A 24,828-nucleotide genomic window follows, 5' to 3' on the forward strand; every position below is an offset into this window, starting at 1 on the left:
CAGGAGTAGGCGGGGCATACATGCGGGTGTATGCCCCGGGGGTCAGAAAAGATGCAACACAGTTGCTGTTATACGAACTGGGCTTCTTCTGTGGAGCCAGTCAGCGCGGTGACAGAAGATGCACCACCCTGAATGACGTTGGTGACCTTGTCAAAGTAACCGGTTCCCACTTCCTGCTGGTGCGCGACAAAGGTGTAGCCTTTAGAGGCGGCCTCAAACTCAGGCTGCTGCACTTTTTCCACGTAGTGCTTCATGCCTTCGCCCTGCGCATAGGCGTGTGCCAGATCGAACATGTTGTACCACATGCTGTGGATGCCAGCCAGTGTGATGAACTGGTATTTGTAGCCCATGGCTGAAAGATCGGCCTGGAAGCTTGCAATGGTGGCATCGTCCAGGTTTTTCTTCCAGTTGAAAGAAGGCGAGCAGTTGTACGCCAGCAGTTTGCCGGGGAAACGTTCGTGTATGGCTTGGGCAAAGCGGCGAGCGGCATTCAGGTCAGGCGTGGAGGTTTCACACCAGACCAGGTCTGCATAAGGCGCATAGGCCAGGCCACGGCTGATGGCCTGCTCAACCCCGGCACGGGTGCGGAAGAAGCCTTCTGCAGTGCGCTCCCCGGTGATGAATGCTTCATCATAAGCGTCGCAGTCCGAGGTCAGCAGGTCGGCGGCGTCTGCATCGGTACGGGCCACGACCAGGGTAGGCACGCCCATCACATCTGCTGCCAGCCGTGCAGCCACCAGTTTCTGAATGGCTTCCTGCGTGGGCACCAGCACCTTGCCACCCATGTGACCGCATTTTTTCACAGAGGCCAACTGGTCTTCAAAGTGCACTGCGGCGGCACCTGCCTCGATCATGGCTTTCATCAGTTCAAATGCATTCAGCACACCGCCAAATCCGGCTTCGGCGTCAGCGACAATTGGCAGAAAGTAGTCAACAAATTTTGGATCACCTGGTTCGATACCATTGGCCCATTGAATCTGGTCGGCACGGCGGAAGGTGTTGTTGATGCGCTGAACAACGGCAGGCACTGAGTTGGCCGGATACAGCGACTGATCGGGGTACATAGTGGAAGCCAGGTTGGCATCTGCTGCAACCTGCCAGCCGGAAAGGTAAACAGCTTCTACGCCTGCTTTGGCCTGTTGCAGCGCCTGGCCGCCAGTCAATGCCCCCAGGCAGTTGATGTAGCCTTTTTTGGATTCGCCGTGCAGCAACTTCCACAATTTGGCGGCTCCATTCTGTGCCAGCGTGCATTCCGGGTTGACCGAGCCGCGCAGGCTGATCACTTCTTCAGCGCTGTAAGGGCGGTTAATTCCTTTCCAGCGGTCCTGCTTCCATGACTCCTGTAATTGCTGAATCTGTTGAGCGCGGGTTGCTTTCATGTTTGTCTCCTCTTATGTCATTTAAAAATAGGTTCAGTCCAGTAATTCGTAACCGGGCAAAGTCAGAAAATCTATCAGTTCATCCTGTGTGGTAATGCGTTGCATCAGCTTGGCGGCTTCGGCAAAGCGTCCGCTGTTAAAGCGTGCTTCGCCCAGCTCCTGCTTGACAACGTTGAACTCTTCTTCCAAAAGCCGGTTGAACAGCTCTTTGGTTACCTTTTGCCCGTCGCTGAGTGTTTTCTGGTGCCGTATCCACTGCCAGATGGAGGTGCGTGAAATTTCTGCCGTGGCAGCGTCTTCCATCAGACCATAAATAGGCACACAGCCGTTGCCGCAAATCCAGGCTTCAATGTATTGCAGCGCCACGCGGATATTGGCACGCATACCGTTTTCAGTGCGTTCGCCCGGGCAGGGTTCCAGCAATTCATTGGCCGTAATGGCGGCATCTTGTTCGCGCATCACATCCAGTTGGTTTTGCCTGCTGCCCAGGGCTTTGTCAAATACAGCCATGACAGTGTCTGCCAAGCCAGGATGCGCAACCCAGGTGCCGTCATGACCATTGCGGGCTTCCAGTTCTTTATCTGCTTGTACTTTCTGCAAAACAATTTCATTTTGCTGAGCGTCCTTGCTTGGTATAAACGCAGCCATGCCACCCATGGCAAATGCACCACGCCGGTGACAGGTTTTAATCAGCAGACGCGAGTAAGCATTGAGGAATGGCTTATCCATGGTGACAGACTGGCGATCAGGTAAAACGCGGTCAGCATGGTTTTTCAGCGTTTTGATGTAGCTGAAAATATAGTCCCAGCGGCCACAGTTCAAACCGACAATGTGATCGCGCATGTGGTAGAGGATTTCATCCATCTGAAATACCGCAGGCAGCGTTTCAATCAGCACGGTGGCTTTGATGGTGCCACGCGGCAGGTTAAAGCTGTCTTCCGTAAAGCTGAACACTTCGCTCCACCAGGCAGCTTCCTGATATGCCTGCAGTTTAGGCAAATAGAAATAAGGGCCGCTGCCGTTTTTCAGCAGTTGCTGATAGTTATGGTAAAAATACAGGGCAAAGTCAAACAGCGCACCAGGAATGGGCTTGCCTTCCCACAGTACGTGCTTTTCAGGCAGGTGCAGCCCGCGCACACGGCAGATCAATACAGCCGGGTCGGCTTTCAGTTGATACAGTTTGCCGTTCTCGTTGGTGTAGGAGATGGTTCTGTTGACCGCATCATGCAGGTTGATCTGGCCTTCAATCACTTTTTCCCATGACGGAGCCAGAGAGTCCTCAAAGTCGGCCATGAACACTTTGACATTGGCGTTGAGCGCGTTAATGACCATTTTGCGTTCGACCGGACCGGTGATTTCCACCCGGCGGTCCAGCAGATCAGCAGGAATCCCGCGAATCTTCCACTCCTGTTTCTTGATGGATTGTGTGTCTGCAAGAAAGTCAGGCAGTTTGCCATTGTCAATTTCTTTTTGGATGACTGTGCGCTGGGCTAACAGTGCATTGCGCTGCGATGTGAAACGGGTGACCAGTTCTGACAAAAAGTTTTGTGCTTCTACGGTCAGAATCTGTTTTTCCTGCGCGCCAAATTTCTGCGTAAACTCCAAACCGGTTTCCACGACTGCTTGCATACTCACTCTCCTCTTTGATATGGCATTGCGCTGAAGTTGTGCTTTACTTTGCTTCTCCTGAGTCTGAACGCATCAGATACTTTCGGGATACACAACGGAAAGCGACATTGATTTTAAATAAAAATAAAAACGGTTTCCAAAAATATGAAATTTCGGCAAAATATAGCACTTTTTTGCATTGCAATGCAAATCAATATAAAACAGTTGGGATTAGATGATGGTAGATTAAGGGTAGTTATAAAAATCAGTTTTCAAGTTGTTTTTTATTATTTATCTAATTGAATTTAAATGATTTTTATCTGTTTGAAGTTTGAGGCTACTGCATTGTGAGGGTGTTATTTTTTATGTTGCATAGCAAAAACATTAGGGTTTTCCTTAGAAAACGTTTTTTATTGTGCAATGAAAAATTTGAAATTTAATGTTAAAAATAATTTCCAAAAATATTTTGTAAAATGAAAAAAAGACAATAAAAGAAGCGATTTGGGCATGTGCTGCTGTTGCCATGCAAAATCAGAAACTTAAAATGCGGGTACAGGTAAGCGCTTATTTTGCAAAAGAAAGAGGCGATGCCGACAAATTTTTTCAGCAAAGGATATCTGATGGCAGCACGCATGCTTCGTCTATTTTGTGTTTTATGGCTTGTGGCGCCTGTTGCAGTTTATGCAGTGAGCTTTGACTGCAACAAGTTCAATACAGGGGTCTACCAAATCATATGTAGCTCTGGAAAATTGTCCCGCCTGGATGACCAGTTGTCTGCGCAATACCAGCGGATCAGGGTAAAGCACGGTAATCCTCCCGAACTAAAAGAGATGGTGCGTGTGGCTTTTATGTTTCGTGATACGTGTACAACAGAAGAGTGTCTAGTGACCTGGTATGAGGTTTATATTGAGCTTTATAACCAAATTGAGCAAGGTACCAGCATTAAAGCAGCCAGTCAGGTCATAGAAGATATGGTTTTGCGCTATGCACAGGAGAATACGGCATATCTTGAGCCGGTTGATGCGGATCGCAAGATTTCTCCCACACGTGAAAATATCAGCCATTATTGTGATATGACAGTCAAAGTCATGGTTGCGTCGGCGGCAGATGCTGCTTCTACAAACCGGCGGCGGATTCCGCTGATTTACGCTCCCGCGGTCGATATTGAACTGTATAAAAAAATACTTGATATAGACCGGGCGGCGTATCTGCGCATGCAACAAAACATGCCGTCCAGCATTGTCCAGGCTATGCAGGAAGACTGGAGAACAGCCCAATATGTATTGGAGAAGAGCCTTTTACAGGAGTGTCTGGCAAGTCCCCGAGACGTTATCTTTTTTTATGACAAGATTTTCAGGCATTGATACCGTCGCACATTTGCCCAGCGATATAGCAACCACCAGTCCATTGGAAAGGTGGTTTTTTTATTGAGCGATCACAGAGGTGGTGATTGATTCCATGATAGGAATGCAACGCACAACACTTCACACAAATTTCATTGTTTTTTCACACGGCTCCCCATAATACGAAGCATAGAGTAATGAAGTTGGCTGCTCTACCGAAAACTATTTTGAGTGCTTTATTTCATGACGTGTTTGAAGGGGCAAGGTATGAAGCTGGATCAAGAGTTACAGGACTACCTCGATAAAAATAATCTGACAGTTGATGTGATAGGTTTCAGGCCAGCAGTGTTTGACAGAGAGGGCAATGTCATCTGTATGGGGGGCACTGTGCATACAGCAGTCAGAAAGGCTATCTGGCTCAGCAGTATATGCCCTCACTATTATGCATGCGAGCGCAAAGGACCGGCCTCTGAATCCCGAAGCTGATGCATGCATTTGACTTTGTTTTGCTGCGAACGTAAGAGTTCAGACAATAAAGCGGAAATTGTGGCTTAGCAATTTTTTAATATACCGGTGAGCGTTGTTGCCATCGATGTCTTTAAAATGGACAGTGCCTGACGCAGGCCGCTGTGGTCGATTGGTCGCTGATGTATCTTGCAGGGGATGCTGGACAGGTCAGAGCAGATATGGTCTGAGTTATGATCTGTGTGTAAACGATCATCAGCACTTATCCCGAATACAAGAGGAAGCCAAAGGCAACAGGCACGACTTATTGGTAGACAAGAGTCCCGTTTCGTCGTGGGAATGGAGGAAAAATCAGTGAAAAAAATATTAACAATATTGTTTTGTGTTTTTGTGATAGCTGGATGCAGCAACGATCCATATAAGATCGATCCTGTAGCTACAGCAAATGCGCCATGGGAGAAAGGTGAGTTTATTGTCAATGGCTTTTGCTCACAGGCAGCCATTGGCTGGTGTGTCAGAGTATTTTTAGGTATAACGACTGACGGTAAAGTGCTGGTGCAGGATTTTTACACCAAAATAGCAGACCGAATGGAGCTTGGGAAGGTGTATGACCCACGCACGGAAGAAATAGAAGCTAAGTTCACAGATCCGTTTACGATGATGTCCATTGAAGATGCACAGATGAACCTTTTCTATGTAGATGATGGAAAAGATGGCGTGTATCGGTCTTATGATCGTGATGGTGAGGTTGATAAAGAGGGGGCTTTCCGAAACGGCATAAAGCATGGCCATTGGACCGAGTATCTGCCAAATGGTGAGATTTCAAGTGGCAACTATGTTCAAGGGAAGAGGCATGGAGTATGGGTTTGCAAAAGTGAGGATGGTTCGTGGTATGAAGAGACTTTTGAGCATGGAAAATTGATTAACTTTCAAGAGTTCAGTAAATAGCAAAGTTTTTAGCGATACACAAACCGCCTCTCGAGGCGGTTTTTTCGTTCACATAAACCACCGCTTGGCTGCGATCATAGAGCGTCATTTTTAACAGGAGAGAAATCTATGAGTAAGAAATTGATTGCCGCAGTAATAATTGGTATGGGATTTGCTTCTGTGTCGTTTGGGCAAATTCCTGGAGCAAGAGTGTCAGACATGTATACAGATACTGATTACTTTAATGTTGTCACGGCCCAAGGGGATAGCATTGATGATTTGTGCAAACTGCAGGTCGCATATAACCAGGCTACTTCAAATACTGGATGGAGTACATTGCCCCCATTTACCTATACAGGATACTACTGGAGAGTGCCTGGATTACAGAGTGGACAAAAAATGCTTGTTCAGTGCCAAATTGCGGAGACACAATACACACCTTCCATTACATTGCCGTTGAAGTGTTCCTCGGGATCGAAGATCTATCAATCACAACCTACTGGTTGCTATAAATAATGTAGCAACCTTTGTTCATCTAATAATTTGGTAGCCGCTTACGATCAAGTCGGTGGCTTTTTATGAAAAAAGAAAAGCACTGATCAGGAAATAAAAAACCTATTCAAGACAGTCCAGGGATGATGTGATTCAGATAATTGAAGTGCCAGCCACAGGCGTGGGAGGCTTTCTGATGATTTTCATTCAAGACGATGTGATTCGAGGGTTCGGAGCGTTGCATCAGGGAGTTAGGGCAACAGGTGGGAGAATAAAAAGAGCTCGCAGGAAGGGAACACCAGCGAGCCCAATATACGGTGATTAGTAGTTATAAATGCATGTTAAGTGGAAGGCAACTTAAACATGTATATAAATTGTATCTTAAAAGAGGGTTTTTGCAATAAACACCATTAAACCTCTTGGTCATACTGCTACTGCCGAAGAATGCAAGGCAGGGCATGAACAAGAATCATTGTCCTTCTGTCGTGTCTGACGGATGCACAGAGAAATACCCAGAAGTTGCAAGAACGGCTGAAGAAAGTAGAGCCAGAGAGTTAGCGTGCATGGGGGGCGGATGATGCACTCAGGAAGCAATCATATTCCCATGGTAGGAATATGAAACAAAAAAGGCTAGCTCTGGATAAAGCTAACCTATTGTTTTTATTGGTGGGTCGTGAGCGACTCGAACGCTCGACCGACGGATTAAGAGTCCGCTGCTCTACCAACTGAGCTAACGACCCACGGTGCGATTTCATCTTAAGCAGATAATTATAACGCATCGCTAAAAAAGCCCGCAAGCCTCTTTTTAAAGAAGCCATGCATATATAAGGGGGCGTATACGGACCAACACTCCGCAGGTATGGCGGAGAGTGTATTTTTGTATGCATCCTTCGTGCATTGAACCCGTAAAAGCAGTTGCAATATCTTTGATGCAGCCTCATGCCGGGCATAATGAAACACCTGCTGGCAAAAGTATTTTGCATATGACGCAACAGTATTGCCGGGAAAACCGGTATACAATACATGCATACGTCTTCAGGGCGGGGTGAAAATCCCCACCGGCGGTAGATGGTGTTATGCACCATAAGCCCGCGAGCGCTCAGTTGAGGGAATTCAGACATATTTTCTGCATTGCTTCGCTGGGGTCAAGCAGATCTGGTCAGATGCCAGAGCCGACGGTTATAGTCCGGATGAAAGAAGAAGAGTGGTGTCTGCATATATGCATGGCAGGCGGCTTTGACCGAGCTTGGCTTGTCATTGATGGTGCAGACTGCAGATGCGCTAATGGTTAGCGCGTTGTATATCTCGTTCGTCTGCCCGCCCCGAAGCGTTCATCGTCCATTGTTTTTACGAAGAGCGTTTCATGTCTACAGCTACTATTACTTCTACCTCAGCCAAAACTGTTCTGCCTACGTCTGATGACCAGGCGGTTATGCGGGTTGAAAAAGCGCTGCATGCTTTTCAGCAAGGTAAGCTGATCGTTGTGCAGGATGATGAAGACCGGGAGAACGAGGCGGATCTGATCGGATCGGCCGAAAAAATAAGCGTTACCAGCATGGCGACCATGATTCGTGATGGCAGCGGTATTGTGTGCCTGTGCCTGCCTGCGGCTGATGCAAAAATGCTGGGGCTACGCCAGATGGTGGAACATAATGAAAGCCGCAATGGCACGGCATTTACGGTCAGTATTGAAGCCCGAGACGGGGTCAGTACAGGCGTGAGTGCGGTGGATAGGGTCACCACTATCCGTGCGGCCTTGGCTTCTACCGCAGAAGACAACCGCATTGTCAGCCCCGGGCATGTATTTCCGCTGGCGGCGCGCGATGGTGGTGTGCTGGAGCGGCGCGGGCATACCGAGTCTGCGGTTGATCTGGCCCGCCTGGCAGGGTTGCGTCCGGCCGGGGTGTTGTGTGAACTGATGAACCCCGACGGCACAATGACCCGTGGCGCCCAGGTGGTGGAGTATGCCCGCAAGAATGATCTGGCGGTGATTACCGTGCAGGATCTGGTGACCTACCGGCAGCGTATGGGGTGCTGATTTTCGAGCGATGGCTACCATGGCAGATCGTCACTTTGAAGCTGCCGGCATACGGCCCATGGCGCTGGCCGATTATGATGCGGTGCTGCACCTCATGCAGCATACCCCGGGTGTGGTTGTCCGTGAGGCGGATTCGCGCGAAGGCATTACTTGCTACCTGCAGCGTAACCCTGGGTTGAGTTTTGTTGCTGTCGCTGCTAACCGGATTGTCGGCTGTGCCATGTGTGGGCATGACGGCCGGCGGGGCTATTTGCAGCATGTATTGGTGCTGCCTGATTACCGTCAGCAGGGCATTGCGCGCAAGCTGGTGCAACATTGTCTGGACGGGTTGACCCGGCAAGGCATTTATAAATGCCATCTGGATGTTTTGGCAGACAACCTGGCAGCCCAAGATTATTGGACCCATCTGGGGTGGAAAGCGCGCACAGATATCAGGCGCTATTCTTTCATTATGCAAGGTGGGGAAAACAGCTGACCTCACGCTGTGTTTTCCGGGTATTTTCTCAAAAACAGTACCGCTTGTATTGTCTGCTGATACAAGCGGTACTGTTATCTGCTACTTTGTGATTTTCGTATTTATTCCCCCAAGGCTTCAGTAGAATGTGCTCATGAAAAACCGTGCCTGTTGTATGCGCAGGCATTCAGAGGATAAAAAGACATGATCACCATTTACCAGTTAAAACCCCGTTTTCAGGCTTTATTGCGGCCATTGGCAACACGTCTGGCCGATAAAGGCGTCACGGCCAATGCTGTGACGCTGTGCGCCGCAGCAATTTCTGTTGCCCTGGGGCTGCTACTGTATTTTCTGCCGTATCGTTTTCTGTTTTTATTGCTGCCTTTGTGGATGTTTGTACGCATGGCGTTCAATGCCATTGACGGGATGCTGGCACGCGAGTTCGGGCAGAAGTCAGTGTTAGGGGCTTATCTGAACGAGCTGACCGATGTGGTTTCCGATGCTGCGCTGTATCTGCCGTTTGTCATGGTGGCACCGTTTGGCTGGGGCAGTGTCGGGCTGGTGATTTTTCTGAGTGTGGTGTCAGAGATGGCTGGAGCATTGGGGCCAATGGTGGGTGCGCCGCGTGCATATAACGGCCCCATGGGTAAAAGCGATAGGGCATTTGTATTTGGTGCGCTGGGGTTGTGGTTTGCTGTTGCAGGTTCTTTGCCTTCCTGGGCATTCTGGATCATGCCGCTGGTTGCATTGGCAATTGCCATCAATATCGTGAATCGCGTGCGCAGCGGTTTGGCTTGCGCCAAATAAGCAGCATGCATGACAACCAGAACAACACAGGAGAATATCATGAGCAGTTCAGCAGTTTCCTTGAATTCAGAAAATGTGCCTGCAGAGGCAGAAGATGCTTCACTGCAGTTGCAGCAGCGTCCTGTGCAGTGCGCACATTTTGCAACCCATGATGGCGTGGATCTGTTTTACCGCCACTGGCCAGCCACTGCACCACGGCGTGGTTGTGTGGTGATGTTTCACCGCGGGCATGAGCATTCGGGACGTATGGCGCATCTGGTGTCTGAGTTGAATATGCCCGACTTTGATTTTTTTGCCTGGGATGCACGTGGGCACGGCAATTCTCCCGGTGTGCGTGGCGACGCCCCGAGCTTTGGTGCTTCGGTACGCGATGTGCAGACGTTTATCGACCATATTCATCAGACGTATGGGATTGCCTGCCAGGATATGGTGGTACTGGCTCAAAGTGTCGGTGCCGTGTATGTGAGCACATGGGCGCACGATTATGCGCCAAAGATCCGCTGTCTGGTACTGGCTTCGCCAGCATTCAAGGTGAAGCTGTATGTGCCATTGGCCCGCCCGGCGATAAAGCTGTGGCATAAGGTCAAAGGCAACTTTTTTGTCAACAGCTATGTCAAGGCAAAATACCTGACGCATGATAAAGCGCGGCAGCAGTCTTATGACACGGACCCGCTCATTACCAGAGCCATTTCAGCCCGTATTCTGCTGGGGCTGTATGAGGCTGGTGAACGTGTGGTGCAGGATGCTAATGCCATTACAGTGCCGACACAGTTGCTGATTTCGGGCAATGACTGGGTGGTGCACCACAAACCGCAACACCAGTTTTTTGACCGGCTGGGCAGTTCCGTCAAAGAAAAGCATGTGCTGGATGGTTTTTTCCACGACACGCTGGGCGAAAAAAACCGGCACGTCGCAATAGATAAAGTGCGTACGTTTATTTTGCATCAGTTTGACAACCCGGCCGAAACAGTCAACCTGTTAAATGCACACCGGCAGGGCGCCACTTATGCAGAAGCCCAGGTGCTGGCGCGGCCGCTTTCGCTGCTCAGCCCCAAAGGGTTTTATTGGGCCGCTTACCGGGCCAACATGAAGCTGGGGCGTTTTCTTTCCAAAGGGGTTCGTATCGGGCATGAAACGGGTTTTGACTCGGGCAGCACACTGGATTATGTATACCAGAATCAGCCTACAGGCAGCGGCCCGCTGGGCCGGTTGATTGACCGTTATTACCTCAATGCCATTGGCTGGCGTGGTATCCGGCAGCGCAAGGTCCATATCGAGGAGCTGCTGCGCAAGGCATTGTCCATGTTGGCGGGTGACGGCAAGCCGTTGCGGGTGCTGGATATTGCAGCCGGCCATGGGCGCTATGTGCTGGAAGCATTGACACAATCGGCACAGCAGCCCGAATCAATTGTGCTGCGTGATTTCAGCGAGTTGAATGTGCAGCAGGGGCAGCAACTGATTCAAGACAAGGGGCTGACACATATAGCACGGTTTGAAAAAGGAGACGCTTTTGACCGCAGCAGCGTTGCTGCGGTAACACCGGCGCCTACGGTGGGAATTGTCTCTGGCCTTTACGAGCTGTTTGCCGACAATGATATGGTTAGCCGGTCTTTGGCAGGTATGGCGGATGCTATTGAACCGGGTGGCTATCTGATCTATACCGGGCAGCCCTGGCACCCGCAGTTGGAGATGATTGCGCGTGCATTAACCAGCCACCGTGATGGTGTGGCATGGGTCATGCGCCGCCGTGTTCAGGCCGAAATGGATCAACTGGTTGAAGCTGCAGGGTTTGAAAAAATTGAGCAGCGCATAGATGAGTGGGGCATTTTCACGGTGTCGCTGGCACGCAGACGGAAGTCTGTTTAAAGTGGCATGGAAAACATCAGAGTTTGACAGATGAAAAGAGCAACTTCTCCAGATCATGCGGCACGTTATGCCACTGATGCTCCTGCTGTGCATGCGGGGGCGCGATCTTCTGCCATTCAATGGCGGCGCAGTCTTGCATGGCTGCTGTTTCTGGGGCCTTTTTTCTTTTTGAGTTATGGCTTTGCCAATTATTGGGCTCAGCAGCATGAAGTCTCCCGGGTTATGGTATTTGCCTGGGAAGTGCATATTCCTTTTTGGGCGTGGAGCATCATTCCCTACTGGTCAATTGATCTGCTTTACGGCTTGTCTTTTCTGCTGTGCCGCAGCCCTAAAGCGGTGGACCGCCATGCATTGCGCTTGCTGAGCGTGCAGATCATTTCCGTAACCTGTTTTCTGTTGTTTCCATTGCGCTTCAGCTTTGAGCGGCCAGTGACAGATGGCGTATTTGGTGCGTTGTTTAATGTGCTGATGAGCTTTGACCGGCCTTATAACCAGGCGCCTTCGCTGCATATTGGTTTGCTGATGGTGATCTGGTACCAGTTTGCTTTGCATACACGCGGTATTTGGCGCTGGGTTGTGCACGCCTGGGCGCTGCTGATCGGTCTTTCTGTGCTGACCACTTACCAGCACCATTTCATTGATGTGCCAACCGGCGCACTGGTGGGGTTGTTGTGTATATGGCTGTGGCCGGAGCAGGGGCGCTCCCCTTTAAGCGGCTGGCGCTGGCAACGTACAGCCATGCACTGGCGGCTGGCATTGATTTATGCATTTAGCGGTCTGCTGGTTGCTGTTTTTGGGGTGCTGCTGGGTGGCGTGTGGCTGTGGGGCTTGTGGATTGCCGTTTCTTTATGGATGCTGGCACTGATTTATATCGGCCCGGGTGTACATGGTTTCCAGAAACGGCAGGGGGCTCACAGCATGGCATTGACCGTGCTGATGTGGCCGTGCCTGCTTGGGTTGTGGCTGAACTCACGCGGCTGGACGCGCCGCCATCCACAACCCGATCATATCAGCGGCCAGGTGTGGCTGGGGCGTATTCCTACGCGAAAAGACATACGCCGCTATGAGGTGAATGCATTGTACGACCTGACGGCAGAAATGCGGGCGCCACGCGGTGCCGGGCAGACATATGTGTACAAGGGGCAACCCTGCATGGATTTGATTGCGCCGCAACCTCATGAGCTGTTGCGCGCTGCGCAGGACATTGACCATCTGCATTCTCAGGGCTACCGGGTACTGGTCTGCTGTGCGCTGGGTTATTCCCGCAGTGCCAGTTGTGTGGCGGCCTGGCTGCTTTGGAGCGGGCAGGCGGCAGGTGTTGAAGAAGCATTGGCAAAAGTGCAACAGCACCGCGCACGTACAATGATCAGCCCAAGGCACTGGCAGGCGCTTGAAGCAAGCTGGCGCATGATGCAAAAAGAAACGGTTGCACCATGAACCATGAGCATTTGCCCGCATCGCAGGAACAGTTGCTGGCCCGGATGGTTGTGATCATCGGCACTTTACGTACCGAGGTCTTGCTGTGGGTGGTCAGTCTGGCTCTGGTACTGGCGGCGCTGGTGGTATTGATTGCTGGGCCGCAGGCATTTTCATGGCAGGGCTGGCTGGCGCTTTCCAGTCTGATTGCAGCGGCCATGCAGTTTTATTATGCGGCGAGGGTCCGTTTTGATGCGTATGTGTTCTCTCAGTGGCTGCATCAGTGGCAGATATCCGGCCAGGCCAACCCTGAGGCAACAATGGCGGCGTTTGACACGGCGGTCTGCCGGCAGTCATTACCGGTACGGGCATTACATGACCGGTGGCAGGGGGCATTGCGCCTTTTATATTGCCAAGGAATCTGCTTGGCTGTGCAAACAGCGCTGCTGATGTCATCTATACTAGCAGGTTACTTCATGTAGTTTTTAATTTATGGCTTTTGAACGACTGGTTGGTGCAACCATCTGTGGTTTTGTCAAACTGATAACCGGTGCGCGGGTAATCTGGCAGGACAACGCACCCGAAGAGCGACAGCGTATTTATTTTGCCAATCACCGCAGCCACGCTGATATCGTGTTGCTGTGGTCGGCATTGCCGCCGGCGATTCGTTACCGTTCCCGTCCGGTGGCGGGCGCAGACTACTGGCAAACCAACAAGTTCAAACAGTATCTGGCCGGGCAGGTTTTCCAGAGCGTGCTGATTGACCGTAACCGCTCGGAAACTTCGCCCAATCCGGTTGAGCAGATGGTTACCGCGCTCAGCGAAGGATCTTCCCTCATTATCTTTCCGGAAGGTACGCGCAACCTGGATGAAGGCGTTAAACCGTTTAAAAGCGGGATCTACCATCTGGCCAAAGCGCATCCGGAGGTTGAACTGGTTCCCGTATGGCTGGAAAACATGGGGCGTGTCATGCCCAAAGGTGAAATTGTGCCGGTGCCGTTGATTTGCACACTGATTTTTGGCCCGGCCATGCACTTGCAGCCGCAGGAAACCAAAGAGGAGTTCTTGGAACGTGCCAGAAATGCATTGCTGAATCTGCAGCCTTCCAAGGAGAAGGAGGAAGAATTATGAGCATGACGTCTGCAGAAGCGCTGCGCATTGTATTTGCCGGCCTGTTTGTGGCGCTGGTCTTTTTCAGTCTGGTGGGTCGGGTGCTCAAGTGGCATTTTGCCGCGCACAAGCCGCATACCGTGATTGATAATCTGAATACCCGCATTCAGGCCTGGTGGGCCATGATCATTTTCATCGGCATTGCCATTTGGGTTGGCAAGCTGGGCCTGCTGGTTTTATTCGGGTTTATATCGTTTCAGTGTCTGCGGGAGTATATTTCTGTCACCAAAACGCGCATTGCAGACCACCATGCACTGGTCTGGTGCTTTTATTTCTTCCTGCCGCTGCAATACATTCTCATTGGGCTTGACTGGTATGGGCTGTTCAGCATTCTGATTCCGGTGTATGCGTTTTTGCTGCTGCCCATCTCTGCGGCGCTGAAAGAAGATACCAAGCAGTTCTTGTCACGTGCAGCACAGGTGCAGTGGGGCCTGATGATCTGCGTGTACTGCCTGTCTTATGTACCGGCACTGATGTCGCTGCAAATTCCGGGGTATGAGGGTGCCAATGCGCTGCTGATTGTCTTTTTGATTCTGACGGTACAGTCCAGCGATGTATTTCAGTATATCTGGGGCAAACTGCTTGGGCGGCATAAACTCTCGCCGCAGATCTCGCCATCCAAAACCCTTGAAGGACTGATTGGCGGTGTGGCCAGTTCCACCCTGATGGGGGCGGCGATGTGGTGGATCACACCATTTTCAATGTGGCAGGCGGCGTTGATTGCGCTGGCCATTAACCTCATGGGATTTTTTGGCGGGTTTGTGCTGTCAGCCATCAAACGCGACCGCGGTGTGAAAGACTGGGGCAATATGATCGAAGGGCACGGCGGCATGTTGGACCGTGTGGATTCAATCAGTTTTTCGGCACCGATTTTCTTCCATCTGATCCGCTATTTCTGGGCTTAAATGTAATAAAACAGCTGTCTTTACTCAAGCAATTTCCCAAGGTAAATCTTTGCGACCATCTACGGCTTTGAGCTTGCCCTCTTTCCTGAGAGCCAAGGCGGCCCATCGGGTGTCATATTGCCATGTATATAAGATATCTCCAGAGTTCTGGAGTATGTGTTTTTTCTTTTCCCAGATGTATTTTGCGACATCTTTAGGATACCCTTTGCATCCAAGACTTTGGAGTGCTTCCAATATCCATGGCTTAAAGTCAGTACGGGTAATCATATTTTTATTCTTTTAAGTGTGAGCGCTTGAGAGTAACAAAGTAAGTGAAAGACACTCATAAAAAGTGTCTTTCATTTTGTTACGCATTAAAAAGCAGTGCGGCTTCTTTATAGTACGCAGCAGCTTTTTCTGTCTCGTTACTATCTTCTGCCATTTTTGCCAGTGCCAGTAAAGCGCGCTGGCGCAGTGCGGCCGACAGTTGTTCGTTTCGCACAATCTGGTCCAGCAGCATCTGTGCGCGCCCCAGAATCTGGTGCTGTTCGCAGACGCGGCCTGCCAGATAGGTCAGCATCGGGTCTTCCGGCGCCTGGTTGTGTGTTTGCTCAATGCGTTTGAGCCAGCTTTCATCGGCACCGGACATGGCCAGGTCCAGCGTTATCAGCAATGGGGTGCGGATATTTTCCGGCAGCGTATTGATGTCACTCCAGCATGTGGCAATCAGGCTGCATGCGGTTGCGGCATCATGGTACTGGGCATATTTCCATGCGGCATGTGCAATCACGGCGGGCAGCTTGCGTTCTTTGGCATCCAGTTTTTCCCACAGGTCTTTCAACTGCGGCAGATCTGTGGCGGAGTCCAGTACCTGGGATGCCAGGTCGCTGATGATCTGTTCGGCTTTCTGCGGCTCATAGGCTTTGTGCTTGATCAGCATTCTGGCCGTATGCAGCGCTGCCAAGGGAGCGCCTTCCATGCGGTCAATCTTGAGTTGCATTTGCAGTGTTGCAATGCGGCGCGCCACACCGGGGTCAAGCTTGCCGATGGCAGCACGGGCTGCCTGAGGCTCACGGTTTTCAATCAGCCATTGTGCCTGTTGCAGGCGGACACCATCGGGTGCATCGCTCAGCCTGGATTTTTCAGCCAGCTTTAAAGCCAGGTTCATTTGTTCGGTGTAGGTTTCTTTGTCTTTCAGTCGGTTGGCACCAGCAGCAGCCATCAGGTGGGCAACAACGCCGAATTCAACCGTGCCGTCAATTTTTTCACGGCGCGAGCGGTTTTTTTCATACGCCTTGATGGCCTTGTTGGCGCTTTTCACGGTGCGTGAATAGCGGCCGGCCAGATACTGCAAAATGGCTTCATTGAGCTCTGTGTTGCCATGGCGTTCGCGCCTGAGGTCGCGCCAGCGGCGTGTGGCGCTGGGCAGATTCAGCAGGTTGGCCAGCAGCCGGGCCAGGAGGTAGCCTGCTACCAGTATCAGAATTGCCGCAATGACAAAAAAATTAAAGCTGATCTGGTAGCTGTTTTCTTTCATGTAGAACACAACAGAGTACTGGTTTTCTACACCAAACAGGGCAGCCAGCGTTGCGGCTGCAAAAATCATTAAAAGCCAGATAACCCAACGCATGTTTTTTTACTCCTGTGCTTTTTAATGACGGGTATCAATGGTTGCCAATACGCCCAGAGTGGCTTCGGGCTGGGGCAGTGGCGCACTTTGCATCCCTGACTGCAGGGCTTTCAGACGGCCCAGAATATCCTGCACGGCTCTGGAGTTGGGGTTGTAATAGCGTGTGATGACATCCTGAAGGTCCTGCAGTTCACTTTGCGCCAACGCAAACTGGCGTTGCAGTACGGAAATACGCAGGTTCAGCAAACGCAGTTTGATGTTTTCACGCAGGATCGCGCCTTGCTCTGGTGACAAAAGGGCGGCATCGGGGTTGTTGATGGGCCTGACAACAACCAGGCCGCTCAGCTCGTCCCATACGGCAGAGCCCAGTTGTGCAGATTTGGCGGTGGTCCATTGCCATGATTTTTGCCAGAAGCTGGGCTCGGGTGCCGGGGCTGCTGGCGTTTCATTGGCAGCAGGAGCTTGCGGCGCAGGGGCTGTATCCGTATCCGTCTGTGCAACAGTGTCATCTGGTTGGGCCGACACGGCTTGTTGCTCAACGACTGGCGCTGATGCTGGCGGTGTATCCAGTGGCGGCGGATCAATCATCAGCGGCATTGTGTCGACTTTGCGTATCAGCTCGCTGATCTGTGTTGACAGCAAGACAGGGTCAGGCACCGGCGCATTGCGGATGGTTTCCATATCGCGTGCAATGGCCTGGCGCAGTGGGGACTGCACTGACTGGTTATCCTGCAGCAGCCGGTCATCGATGGCTTTCAGGGTAATCAGCAAAGGTTCAACGCTGCCGGTCAGTTGTGTTTGCAGTTGCGCTGACTGAACCGCTGTGCGCAGGTCTGCCGACAGCGTTTCGGTTTTGGCGTTGTTGATGTACTGAATCAACGAGTCAATGCGGTTGCTTTGCTCACTCAGGCTGTCCAGTTGCGCGCTGGCATGTGCCAGTTTGCCGCTGACAGAGTTTGACATGTCCAGCGACTGCTGCGCCAGCACTTTGGCTGCTTCTGCGGCGCTGCTGCTGCCTTGCTGGCTGAACTGGAGCTGTTGCTCCATTTGCCCCATGCGTTGCCACACCATCACGGCGCAGACCGATGCGCCAGCAGCCAGAATCAACGATGCAATGGCCAGCGCACCTGCCCATGAAAATGGGTGCTTGGGTGCTGATCCTGCATGCATTGCCGGAGCAGGTGGCGTTGCCGGGGGAATGCTGCCGTGCACGGGACGGCTTGCCTCGTGCTGTGGCGCAGCAGCAGGTTTGGGCGTTTCTTTCGCTGGTGTCTGGGGTGTTTGTTTAGCCGGTGCTGCATCGGCAGCAGACGGTGTTTGCGCTGGGGCCCCTGATGTTGGAGTGGCCTCAGTGCTTTTATCTGTTTTTTTGTTCTCTTGAACCGGTTTATGATCCGTAGATTCTTGAGACACTGGCTGATCAGAGGTATTGGGTGATGTTGGTTTCATACAACGGATTTTACTGAATCTACAAGAGAGAGAAGGTCTGGTCGGGTACAAACCACATGACCGAAACCGGCTTTATGCGCTGCCTGAGCAATGCGTTGATGTGTCACTATAGCAGTAGTTTGTGCCCAGTCATAGTCAGGAAGGTATTCTATGGCTTCTGAGCTGCTGAAAATCCAGCAGGAATTGCGCGCATCGTGGCTGCCCAGCCACAACAGGTCGTCAGCCGAAAATACAGGGGCGCAACGCTGGTATACCGCCAGGCATTGAACCTGGGCACCGGCATGTTGCAACTGATGCATCAGCCAGTTACGCTCCGGCCGGTTGCCTGCGCTGCGGCCCCGTACCAGCAACACCTGTGTACCACTCCAGTGGCGGTCAGCAATTTGCTGCCATAGATGTTCCGTATCTTCCGGCTGATTTTCTGCGGGCTGGTCAATCAAATGTGCTGCAACGCCAGATGCCGTCAGTGCTTTGGTGGTACCGTTACCGGTGGCACCGGCACGCAGGTGAGAGGGCCAATGGACATGCTGAGTGCCTTTAAAAAAGTAATGGACAGCATTGGCGCTGACAAACATAACCCATGTGTATTGGTCGATCTGAGCCCATGCATGATGCAATGGCTGGTTATCGGCAACAGCCTGGATAGACAGCAAGGGAATGTGTCTGACAGAGAAGCCGTGCTGCTGCAACCCTTCGATCCAGGGCTGGGCCTGGTGGAGCGGGCGGGTCACAATGACGGTTTTCATGGCGCGCTTTCCTCCAAAGCTTCAAAGGCAAACTTGCGCTCAGGCGCTGGTGGCCGGGGCAATCTGGGCGCCTTGTGCAACCAGATCGGAGGCGGCCTGTTGCCCTAAAGTTTCTGCCTGTTGCAGCACAATGGCCAGCGGGGTTTGGGGTGCCAGCTGGAGCAACTGGGTGCTGCGGATTAAAGGTATTTTGCCGTGAATGTCGCCCCAGGCAGCATCCAGGCGTATCTGGTCGGGCTGGTGCCATGTTGCATGTGCGGCCAGCGGCACGCTGCAATTGCCGCCCAGCGCGCGGGAGACGGCACGTTCTGCGGTGCAGGTTACCAACGCATGAGGGTCGTTGAGCTGCTCGATGACTTTGATCAGTTCCGGTTGAGACTGGTGCATTTCAATTCCCAATGCACCTTGCCCGGCGGAGGGAATCATCTGCTGCACATCAAAAACTGAGCGAATACGCTCTTCAAGCTGCAAGCGTTTTAAGCCGGCAACAGCCAGCACAATGGCATCGTATGCACCATCGTCAAGCTTGCGTAACCGGGTGTCCAGATTGCCGCGCAGCATAACGATCTGAAGATCGGGGCGCATGGCGTGCAGCAGAACCTGCCGGCGCAGGCTGGATGTACCGACTGTGGCACCTGCAGGCAACTCATCCAAACTGGCGTATTTGTGGGAAACGAATGCATCACGCGGGTCCTCCCGCCGGGGGATGGCGGCCAGCACAAAACCTTCAGGCAAAGCCATGGGCACATCCTTGAGCGAGTGCACCGCCAGATGGGCCTGGCCCTGCATCAGGGCGGCTTCCAGCTCTTTGACAAAAATGCCTTTGCCGCCAACCTGCGACAGCGCACGGTCAAGTACCCGGTCGCCCTGGGTTGTCATGCCGAGCAGCCCGACCTGGAAATGAAAGCGCTGGCGCAGCGTTTCGGCGATTTGTTCTGATTGCGCCAGTGCAAGCCGTGACTCACGTGTTGCAATGAGGAGTGAAGAGGGTGTTGCTGACGGTTCCATGGGCGGGCTGAACAGGTATAAAACAATAAGTTGAGGTGGGCAATACAAGGAGAAAAGTGCTTGCTGTGCGCACAGTTCTTTTGTTGCAGTGCCGCTGCTGCCATTATAAGCGGGCTCGCCGGAATTGCTGATGTGCAAGGGTATCCAAAACGCTTGGTGATGGTGCTGCGGGCCAGTAACGGCTGGGCCTGAAAAGATGCGTGTAAAACCGAATGCAACAGCTACGCATTAAGGGTGCTGTTTCATGAGAGACCATCGAGGTGTTGTAGAATGGTCCTTAGCCAGAACGTATGATGGGACCAGGAGTAATTCACACGATGAGCATGAATACAGCCAGCAGTCAATGTTTCCCGCATTTGTCTTTACCAGTGGATGTGCGGACAAAACGGTTAAGACGTCTTGCCTGGATTGTGTTGCTGATGCTGCTGGTTCTGTCCATGTCGGGCTGTTCCATTTTCAAAAGCTCGTCTTCAGGCGGCGGTTATTACCAGAATGATGGGCCAGGAGACCCTTCGCAACTGGACCCTGACAAGCTGCAGGATGCTGTTCCCCGTGTGGAGCCGCTGATGTCCGGGCCGAATAAGCCTTATACCGTTTTGGGCCAGCGATATGTGCCTGATACCCGCGAAATTCCGTTCACACAACGCGGCATGGCAAGCTGGTATGGCAAGCAGTTTCACGGGCGGCCCACTTCCAGCGGCGAAAAATACAACATGTATGAGATGACGGCCGCACACACCACTTTGCCGATACCTTGTTATGTACGGGTAACCAATGTGGCCAATGGCCGCTCTGTCATCGTGCGCGTGAATGACCGGGGGCCTTTTCATCAAAGCCGTATCATAGACCTGAGTTATGCGGCGGCCTATAAGCTTGGCTATGTGAACAAGGGCACGGCGGAGGTGATTGTCGAGCGCATCATGCCCGCAGACATTGCTGCCGGTCGGGTGTCGAGTTCAGGCGGCAGTGCATCAAGCGGTACAGTATCGTCAGGCGCTTCATCGGATATGCTGGCTGGCGGGTACTTTGTGCAAATTGGCGCATACGGTTCGCAGACCAGTGCGCAATCGCTGGTCAGCAGACTCGGGTCGCAGGACCGCAGCATCGGCAGCAATTTGCGTGTAACGCACGATGGGCGTTACTACCGGGTCTATGCGGGGCCTTACCGGACATCAACTGAAGCACAGGTGGCTGCCCGTGCGGTTGAAACACTGGTGGGTGTGCAGCCCCTGGTGCTGAACCGTCCTTGATGGCCTGAATATGCAATGCGGTTAGCTCTGGTGCAGCAGGGTTTTAACCTGAGACAACTGCCGCCGGGATACGGGGATGCACGCATTCAGCCCGCGCACTTTGATGCCCCAGCCTTCCGGGGAAGTGTCATCTGCCGCTAACCGTACCAGGCCTTCGATGGCATGTTTGGGAACCAGATAGGCGCGGTGCACACGAATCACCAGTTCTGCAAACTGTTCTTCCAGGGTCTGAAGAGAATTTTCAATCAGATAATTGTCGTTCTGGGTCACCACTTTGACGTATTTGCTGTCTGCCTGAAAATACAGCACAGAGCTTAAAGGAATGCGGGAAATGTGCTGATACCCGGCGATCACCAGAACCGGCTCCTCAACTGGAGGGGGCTCAGTCACAGCCTGTTGCAGCCGGACCCGCTCGTACACCCGTTGCAGGGCCTGTTCAAGGCGCTCTACAGAAACGGGTTTGGTCAGGTAGTCAAATGCGGCCAGATCAAAGGCCTGCAGCGCATGGCTGGAATCTGCCGTGACAAAGATAACCGCGGTTCCCGGGTGGAGCGACTGGCACTGTTTGGCAAATTCCAACCCGTTGGTGCCGGGCATATGAATGTCCAGCAAAATGACATGGCATTCATTTTGCTGCAACCACTGGGTGGCCAGTGCAGCGGAGGCAGCCTCTGCAATGGTTACCGGCAAATGGCATTTGCCCAGTTGCATACGCAGCCAGTGCCTGGCCAGCGGCTCGTCATCGACGATGAGAATGTTCAGTGCAGGAGAGATAGGTTGGGTATCGGTCATGATGTTGGAACTTCGACGCTGGTGATAAACCAATGCTTGCCAGAGGCGTCTGTCAGTGCTCTGGTTTTGAGAACGCCTTCAAAATCATGCATCAGCGATAAACGGGCACGCAAATTAGCCAGTGCCATACCGTGGCCGGCCGTCGGGTGGCGGGCCTGCTCTTCAGGGGAGGGTACCGTGTTGGCTACCCTCAGAGCAACTTTCCCCAGGCGGCGCCGGATTTTTACTTTGATGAAGCCGGTTGTATCGGCCGGCTCTATGCCGTGCCGTACGGCATTTTCTAAAATGGGCTGCAGGCTGAGCGCGGGGATCATGGCATCCAGTGTGGCATCGTCGACTTTCCATTGAACGTGCATCCGGTTGCCCAGGCGAACCGATTCAATCGAAAGGTAGCTTTTCGCCAGATCAATTTCCTGCTGTACGGTAGCGCTGCTGCTGTCCCCCGACTCGAGTGCGGCACGAAACAGGATAGACAGGTTTTGCAGCACGGCTTCTGCTGCATCAGGGTCCAGGCGCACCAGGGCCATGGCAGAGTTCAGGGTATTAAACAGAAAATGGGGGCGGATGCGTGCTTGCAGTTCCAGCAGTTTGGCTTCTGTGGCAGCGGGTTTCTGGCCTTTTTTATGCCAGTAAAACCATTCGGTGATGATTGCTGCCGTCAGGCCGCCCCACACGGCTGCAGGCCAGTGCCAGTAGGATATGCTGAAAAAGGCTGTCGTGTCTTTGGTATACAGGTTGGTAAACCCGGCGCAAACACCTGCACTGGCTGCCGCCAGAATAATGAGCCAAATGCGCCGTGCCTGCTCGGCTTTTTCGGAGACGATCCATGACCCGGCAACCCATGGTATCTGAAAAATACACACCATCATTAAAATCAGCAGCAGCCATATCAGAGCTGCCGGCGGAACCCACAGCATAAAGGGGAACATGCCGTTGATCCAGGACAGAAAGTCGTTCGCATGCCAGAAGCCCGCTACCATGATGAGCACAATCACAGTCAGCAGAACACGCAGAATGCCGGACGGCTTGATCAGTTGGGCATAAACGTCGTTATCGGACATGCAGGGTTTTCCTTGGGAACATGTTGACCATATTGTGCCAGTCTGGTCAGCAGTGTATCAATCATGAGACAATCATAGCCTACGTCAGGCAGCATGCATACAAATTGTCTACAGAAAGCAGCAGTTTGTGGCGTGCCCCAGCGGTTAACCCTATTTGACAGTTATCCATATCAGTACCATGTCTACCAACCAATTAGATCAAAAGTCCCAAGCCTGGTCAGCCCTGTTTTCAGAACCTGTGAGCGACCTGGTGAAACGCTATACCGCCAGTGTGTTTTTCGACAAACGCATGTGGCAGGCCGATATTGCCGGCTCGCTGGCGCATGCTGAAATGCTGGCAGCACAAAAAATCATCAGCCAGTCGGACTGGGACGATATCCGGCGCGGTATGACACAGATCCGGCAGGAAATTGAATCAGGCGCTTTTGAGTGGAAGCTGGAGCTGGAGGATGTGCACCTGAACATTGAGGCGCGGCTGACACATCTGGTCGGAGATGCCGGCAAGCGTTTACATACAGGGCGCAGCCGCAATGACCAGGTGGCTACCGATATCCGGTTGTGGTTGCGTGACGAGATTGACCTGGTTTACGGGCTGCTGCGTCAACTGCAACTGGCCCTGCTGGATATTGCAGCACGCCATGCGGATGTGATTCTGCCCGGCTTTACCCATTTGCAGGTGGCCCAGCCAGTGACGTTTGGCCACCATATGCTGGCGTATGTGGAAATGTTTTCACGCGATGCCGAGCGCATGCAGGAAGTGCGCCGCCGGGTCAACCGGTTGCCTCTGGGGTCTGCTGCGCTGGCCGGAACCAGTTACCCGCTGGACCGGGAGCGTGTGGCCCGTACGCTGGATATGGATGGCGTATGCAACAACAGCTTGGATGCCGTCAGTGACCGCGATTTCGCAATGGAATTTGCCGCCGCTGCTTCCATCCTGATGGTGCATGTGAGTCGTTTGTCTGAAGAACTCATTATCTGGATGAACCAGTCTTTTGGTTTTATCGATATTGCCGACCGTTTTTGCACCGGCTCCTCCATCATGCCGCAAAAGAAAAACCCCGATGTACCGGAACTGGCGCGCGGCAAAACCGGGCGTGTTGTGGGGCATCTGATGGGGTTGCTGACCTTGATGAAAGGACAGCCGCTGGCGTACAACCATGACAATCAGGAAGATAAAGAACCGCTGTTCGATACCGTTGATACGGTCAAGGATACCCTGCGTATTTTTGTTGATCTGGTGGGCGGCATCACGGTTAAGGCCGAGGCGATGGAAAAGGCCGCCTTGAAGGGCTATGCCACAGCTACCGATCTGGCTGACTATCTGGTGAAAAAAGGACTACCGTTCAGAGATGCACATGAAACAGTTGCCAAAGCGGTGCGCTATGCCATTGGTAAAGGGGTTGATCTGAGCGAACTGCCGCTGAATGTGCTGCAGGAGTTTCACCCGGATATTGCGCAGGACGTTTACAGTGTGCTGACATTACAGGGGTCGGTTGAGTCGCGTCAGACGCTTGGCGGAACGGCACCGGAACAGGTGCGTTACCAGATTGAGCGCCATCGCACACGTCTGGCCTGAACCTGTCAGGACGTATCTGGACGTCATGAATGCCGAGTGCCTGAACCATACACTTTGTCAGGCACGCCGGCATGTGGAATGTGCCTGGCAGGAGCCAGCACAGTGGACACGGCATTTGCAGGCAGCCCGCGATCTGTTGCAGTTGCTCACGGAAGAAACCGGCTCATTTAATACGGTATCCAATACCGTTGTGCTGACCTGTCTGGGGGCCGTGTACTGTGATATGGGAGAGTTTGAGGCGGCATATCAGTACCTGAGCCGTGCCATTGAAGCGGGTGCAACAGATCGGAATACTTACTTTAATCTGGCCGTGGCGTGCATTAATCAGGAGGCCAGACGCTCCCAGGCGCAGGCGTTGTTTGCGAAAGCCGGGCAATTATCACCTGACGCCCGAACCTGGGAAGCGTACTTCGACCCACATGCGCATTGAGCCTGAAGGCAGATATCCATTACGCCGTTCCGGGTAA

23 protein-coding genes, 1 tRNA gene and 1 riboswitch are annotated in these 24,828 nt (G+C 52.4%); of the genes, 14 read left to right on the forward strand and 10 right to left on the reverse strand.

The window, feature by feature from the left end:
* Positions 1-68: 68 nt before the first annotated feature.
* Together aceA and aceB are read right to left on the reverse strand one after the other, a co-directional pair.
* Positions 69-1,379: an isocitrate lyase gene (aceA, locus tag CUZ56_RS05395; protein WP_126979011.1), complete on the reverse strand. Its 1,311-nt coding sequence runs from the start codon at positions 1,377-1,379 to the stop codon at positions 69-71.
* Positions 1,380-1,412: 33 nt separating this feature from the next.
* The gene (aceB, locus tag CUZ56_RS05400; protein ID WP_126979013.1) at positions 1,413-3,008 is read right to left on the reverse strand and encodes a malate synthase A; all 1,596 of its coding nucleotides are present in this window, start codon (positions 3,006-3,008) and stop codon (positions 1,413-1,415) included.
* 728 nt (positions 3,009-3,736) lie between these two features.
* Here aceB and CUZ56_RS05405 point away from each other — a divergent pair.
* The 3 genes from CUZ56_RS05405 to CUZ56_RS05415 all read left to right on the forward strand — a co-directional run bounded on the left by CUZ56_RS05405 (position 3,737) and on the right by CUZ56_RS05415 (position 6,238).
* A complete protein-coding gene (locus CUZ56_RS05405; RefSeq protein ID WP_126979015.1) occupies positions 3,737-4,351 on the forward strand; it encodes a hypothetical protein in 615 nt (204 codons plus the stop codon).
* A gap of 798 nt (positions 4,352-5,149) precedes the next feature.
* Positions 5,150-5,743: a toxin-antitoxin system YwqK family antitoxin gene (locus CUZ56_RS05410; protein WP_126979017.1), complete on the forward strand. Its 594-nt coding sequence runs from the start codon at positions 5,150-5,152 to the stop codon at positions 5,741-5,743.
* A 108-nt stretch (positions 5,744-5,851) separates the two neighbouring features.
* Positions 5,852-6,238 carry a hypothetical protein gene (locus CUZ56_RS05415; protein WP_126979019.1) on the forward strand — a complete coding sequence of 129 codons (387 nt, stop codon included), beginning with the start codon at positions 5,852-5,854 and terminating at the stop codon, positions 6,236-6,238.
* A gap of 640 nt (positions 6,239-6,878) precedes the next feature.
* Here the strand turns inward: CUZ56_RS05415 and CUZ56_RS05420 are convergent.
* Positions 6,879-6,954 (reverse strand) — tRNA-Lys (locus tag CUZ56_RS05420).
* A 287-nt stretch (positions 6,955-7,241) separates the two neighbouring features.
* A riboswitch (FMN riboswitch) is annotated at positions 7,242-7,420 on the forward strand.
* Positions 7,421-7,577: 157 nt separating this feature from the next.
* Between CUZ56_RS05420 and ribB the strand changes: the two genes are divergently transcribed.
* The 8 genes from ribB to CUZ56_RS05460 all read left to right on the forward strand — a co-directional run bounded on the left by ribB (position 7,578) and on the right by CUZ56_RS05460 (position 14,870).
* On the forward strand, positions 7,578-8,252 hold the full coding sequence (gene ribB, locus CUZ56_RS05425) for a 3,4-dihydroxy-2-butanone-4-phosphate synthase (protein ID WP_126979020.1): 675 nt from the start codon (positions 7,578-7,580) through the stop codon (positions 8,250-8,252).
* Between the two features lie 19 nt (positions 8,253-8,271).
* Complete coding sequence (locus CUZ56_RS05430; protein WP_239442062.1) at positions 8,272-8,727, forward strand: GNAT family N-acetyltransferase; 456 nt, start codon at positions 8,272-8,274, stop codon at positions 8,725-8,727.
* A 186-nt stretch (positions 8,728-8,913) separates the two neighbouring features.
* Positions 8,914-9,513 carry a CDP-alcohol phosphatidyltransferase family protein gene (locus CUZ56_RS05435; protein ID WP_204250849.1) on the forward strand — a complete coding sequence of 200 codons (600 nt, stop codon included), beginning with the start codon at positions 8,914-8,916 and terminating at the stop codon, positions 9,511-9,513.
* A gap of 9 nt (positions 9,514-9,522) precedes the next feature.
* A complete protein-coding gene (locus CUZ56_RS05440) occupies positions 9,523-11,379 on the forward strand; it encodes a bifunctional alpha/beta hydrolase/class I SAM-dependent methyltransferase (protein WP_239442064.1) in 1,857 nt (618 codons plus the stop codon).
* Positions 11,380-11,409: 30 nt separating this feature from the next.
* Positions 11,410-12,816 carry a phosphatase PAP2/dual specificity phosphatase family protein gene (locus CUZ56_RS05445; RefSeq protein WP_126979026.1) on the forward strand — a complete coding sequence of 469 codons (1,407 nt, stop codon included), beginning with the start codon at positions 11,410-11,412 and terminating at the stop codon, positions 12,814-12,816.
* Positions 12,813-13,277, forward strand: a complete 465-nt coding sequence (locus CUZ56_RS05450) for a hypothetical protein (RefSeq protein ID WP_126979028.1) — start codon at positions 12,813-12,815, stop codon at positions 13,275-13,277. Before CUZ56_RS05445 ends, CUZ56_RS05450 begins: the two co-directional genes overlap by 4 nt.
* Before the next feature lie 10 nt (positions 13,278-13,287).
* On the forward strand, positions 13,288-13,926 hold the full coding sequence (locus CUZ56_RS05455) for a lysophospholipid acyltransferase family protein (protein ID WP_126979030.1): 639 nt from the start codon (positions 13,288-13,290) through the stop codon (positions 13,924-13,926).
* A 2-nt stretch (positions 13,927-13,928) separates the two neighbouring features.
* On the forward strand, positions 13,929-14,870 hold the full coding sequence (locus CUZ56_RS05460) for a phosphatidate cytidylyltransferase (protein ID WP_126979677.1): 942 nt from the start codon (positions 13,929-13,931) through the stop codon (positions 14,868-14,870).
* 24 nt (positions 14,871-14,894) lie between these two features.
* On the opposite strand, the gene CUZ56_RS05465 is transcribed toward CUZ56_RS05460, so the two are convergent.
* The 5 genes from CUZ56_RS05465 to hemC form a co-directional block, all read right to left on the reverse strand.
* Positions 14,895-15,137 (reverse strand): hypothetical protein, encoded by a 243-nt coding sequence (locus CUZ56_RS05465; RefSeq protein ID WP_126979032.1) that lies wholly within the window; start codon positions 15,135-15,137, stop codon positions 14,895-14,897.
* A gap of 79 nt (positions 15,138-15,216) precedes the next feature.
* Positions 15,217-16,479 (reverse strand): heme biosynthesis protein HemY, encoded by a 1,263-nt coding sequence (locus CUZ56_RS05470; protein ID WP_126979034.1) that lies wholly within the window; start codon positions 16,477-16,479, stop codon positions 15,217-15,219.
* 21 nt (positions 16,480-16,500) lie between these two features.
* Positions 16,501-17,928: a uroporphyrinogen-III C-methyltransferase gene (locus tag CUZ56_RS05475; protein WP_126979036.1), complete on the reverse strand. Its 1,428-nt coding sequence runs from the start codon at positions 17,926-17,928 to the stop codon at positions 16,501-16,503.
* On the reverse strand, positions 17,925-18,674 hold the full coding sequence (locus CUZ56_RS05480) for a uroporphyrinogen-III synthase (protein ID WP_126979038.1): 750 nt from the start codon (positions 18,672-18,674) through the stop codon (positions 17,925-17,927). Before CUZ56_RS05480 ends, CUZ56_RS05475 begins: the two co-directional genes overlap by 4 nt.
* A gap of 39 nt (positions 18,675-18,713) precedes the next feature.
* Complete coding sequence (gene hemC / locus CUZ56_RS05485) at positions 18,714-19,682, reverse strand: hydroxymethylbilane synthase (protein WP_126979040.1); 969 nt, start codon at positions 19,680-19,682, stop codon at positions 18,714-18,716.
* A 317-nt stretch (positions 19,683-19,999) separates the two neighbouring features.
* Between hemC and CUZ56_RS05490 the strand changes: the two genes are divergently transcribed.
* A complete protein-coding gene (locus CUZ56_RS05490) occupies positions 20,000-20,932 on the forward strand; it encodes a septal ring lytic transglycosylase RlpA family protein (RefSeq protein ID WP_239442065.1) in 933 nt (310 codons plus the stop codon).
* 21 nt (positions 20,933-20,953) lie between these two features.
* On the opposite strand, the gene CUZ56_RS05495 is transcribed toward CUZ56_RS05490, so the two are convergent.
* Both CUZ56_RS05495 and CUZ56_RS05500 read right to left on the reverse strand, forming a co-directional pair.
* Positions 20,954-21,724 (reverse strand): LytR/AlgR family response regulator transcription factor, encoded by a 771-nt coding sequence (locus CUZ56_RS05495; RefSeq protein ID WP_126979042.1) that lies wholly within the window; start codon positions 21,722-21,724, stop codon positions 20,954-20,956.
* Complete coding sequence (locus tag CUZ56_RS05500) at positions 21,721-22,785, reverse strand: sensor histidine kinase (protein WP_126979044.1); 1,065 nt, start codon at positions 22,783-22,785, stop codon at positions 21,721-21,723. The genes CUZ56_RS05495 and CUZ56_RS05500 overlap by 4 nt, the downstream gene beginning before the upstream one ends.
* Before the next feature lie 178 nt (positions 22,786-22,963).
* Here CUZ56_RS05500 and argH point away from each other — a divergent pair, with 178 nt between their 5' ends.
* The gene (gene argH, locus CUZ56_RS05505) at positions 22,964-24,361 is read left to right on the forward strand and encodes an argininosuccinate lyase (RefSeq protein ID WP_126979046.1); all 1,398 of its coding nucleotides are present in this window, start codon (positions 22,964-22,966) and stop codon (positions 24,359-24,361) included.
* Positions 24,333-24,791 carry a tetratricopeptide repeat protein gene (locus CUZ56_RS05510; RefSeq protein ID WP_126979048.1) on the forward strand — a complete coding sequence of 153 codons (459 nt, stop codon included), beginning with the start codon at positions 24,333-24,335 and terminating at the stop codon, positions 24,789-24,791. The genes argH and CUZ56_RS05510 overlap by 29 nt, the downstream gene beginning before the upstream one ends.
* Positions 24,792-24,828 lie beyond the last annotated feature (37 nt).

This window comes from Saezia sanguinis (assembly GCF_003991585.1).
GTDB classification, from domain to species: domain Bacteria; phylum Pseudomonadota; class Gammaproteobacteria; order Burkholderiales; family Burkholderiaceae_C; genus Saezia; species Saezia sanguinis.

Coding starts and splice junctions, on each gene's coding strand:
- aceA (WP_126979011.1), bottom strand. CDS start 1,379: ATGAAAGCAACCCGCGCTCAACAGATTCAGCAATTACAGGAGTCATGG.
- aceB (WP_126979013.1), bottom strand. CDS start 3,008: ATGCAAGCAGTCGTGGAAACCGGTTTGGAGTTTACGCAGAAATTTGGC.
- CUZ56_RS05415 (WP_126979019.1), top strand. CDS start 5,852: ATGAGTAAGAAATTGATTGCCGCAGTAATAATTGGTATGGGATTTGCT.
- ribB (WP_126979020.1), top strand. CDS start 7,578: ATGTCTACAGCTACTATTACTTCTACCTCAGCCAAAACTGTTCTGCCT.
- CUZ56_RS05430 (WP_239442062.1), top strand. CDS start 8,272: ATGGCAGATCGTCACTTTGAAGCTGCCGGCATACGGCCCATGGCGCTG.
- CUZ56_RS05440 (WP_239442064.1), top strand. CDS start 9,523: ATGACAACCAGAACAACACAGGAGAATATCATGAGCAGTTCAGCAGTT.
- CUZ56_RS05445 (WP_126979026.1), top strand. CDS start 11,410: ATGAAAAGAGCAACTTCTCCAGATCATGCGGCACGTTATGCCACTGAT.
- CUZ56_RS05450 (WP_126979028.1), top strand. CDS start 12,813: ATGAACCATGAGCATTTGCCCGCATCGCAGGAACAGTTGCTGGCCCGG.
- CUZ56_RS05455 (WP_126979030.1), top strand. CDS start 13,288: ATGGCTTTTGAACGACTGGTTGGTGCAACCATCTGTGGTTTTGTCAAA.
- CUZ56_RS05460 (WP_126979677.1), top strand. CDS start 13,929: ATGACGTCTGCAGAAGCGCTGCGCATTGTATTTGCCGGCCTGTTTGTG.
- CUZ56_RS05465 (WP_126979032.1), bottom strand. CDS start 15,137: ATGATTACCCGTACTGACTTTAAGCCATGGATATTGGAAGCACTCCAA.
- CUZ56_RS05470 (WP_126979034.1), bottom strand. CDS start 16,479: ATGCGTTGGGTTATCTGGCTTTTAATGATTTTTGCAGCCGCAACGCTG.
- CUZ56_RS05475 (WP_126979036.1), bottom strand. CDS start 17,928: ATGAAACCAACATCACCCAATACCTCTGATCAGCCAGTGTCTCAAGAA.
- CUZ56_RS05480 (WP_126979038.1), bottom strand. CDS start 18,674: ATGAAAACCGTCATTGTGACCCGCCCGCTCCACCAGGCCCAGCCCTGG.
- hemC (WP_126979040.1), bottom strand. CDS start 19,682: ATGGAACCGTCAGCAACACCCTCTTCACTCCTCATTGCAACACGTGAG.
- CUZ56_RS05490 (WP_239442065.1), top strand. CDS start 20,000: ATGAGCATGAATACAGCCAGCAGTCAATGTTTCCCGCATTTGTCTTTA.
- CUZ56_RS05495 (WP_126979042.1), bottom strand. CDS start 21,724: ATGACCGATACCCAACCTATCTCTCCTGCACTGAACATTCTCATCGTC.
- CUZ56_RS05500 (WP_126979044.1), bottom strand. CDS start 22,785: ATGTCCGATAACGACGTTTATGCCCAACTGATCAAGCCGTCCGGCATT.
- argH (WP_126979046.1), top strand. CDS start 22,964: ATGTCTACCAACCAATTAGATCAAAAGTCCCAAGCCTGGTCAGCCCTG.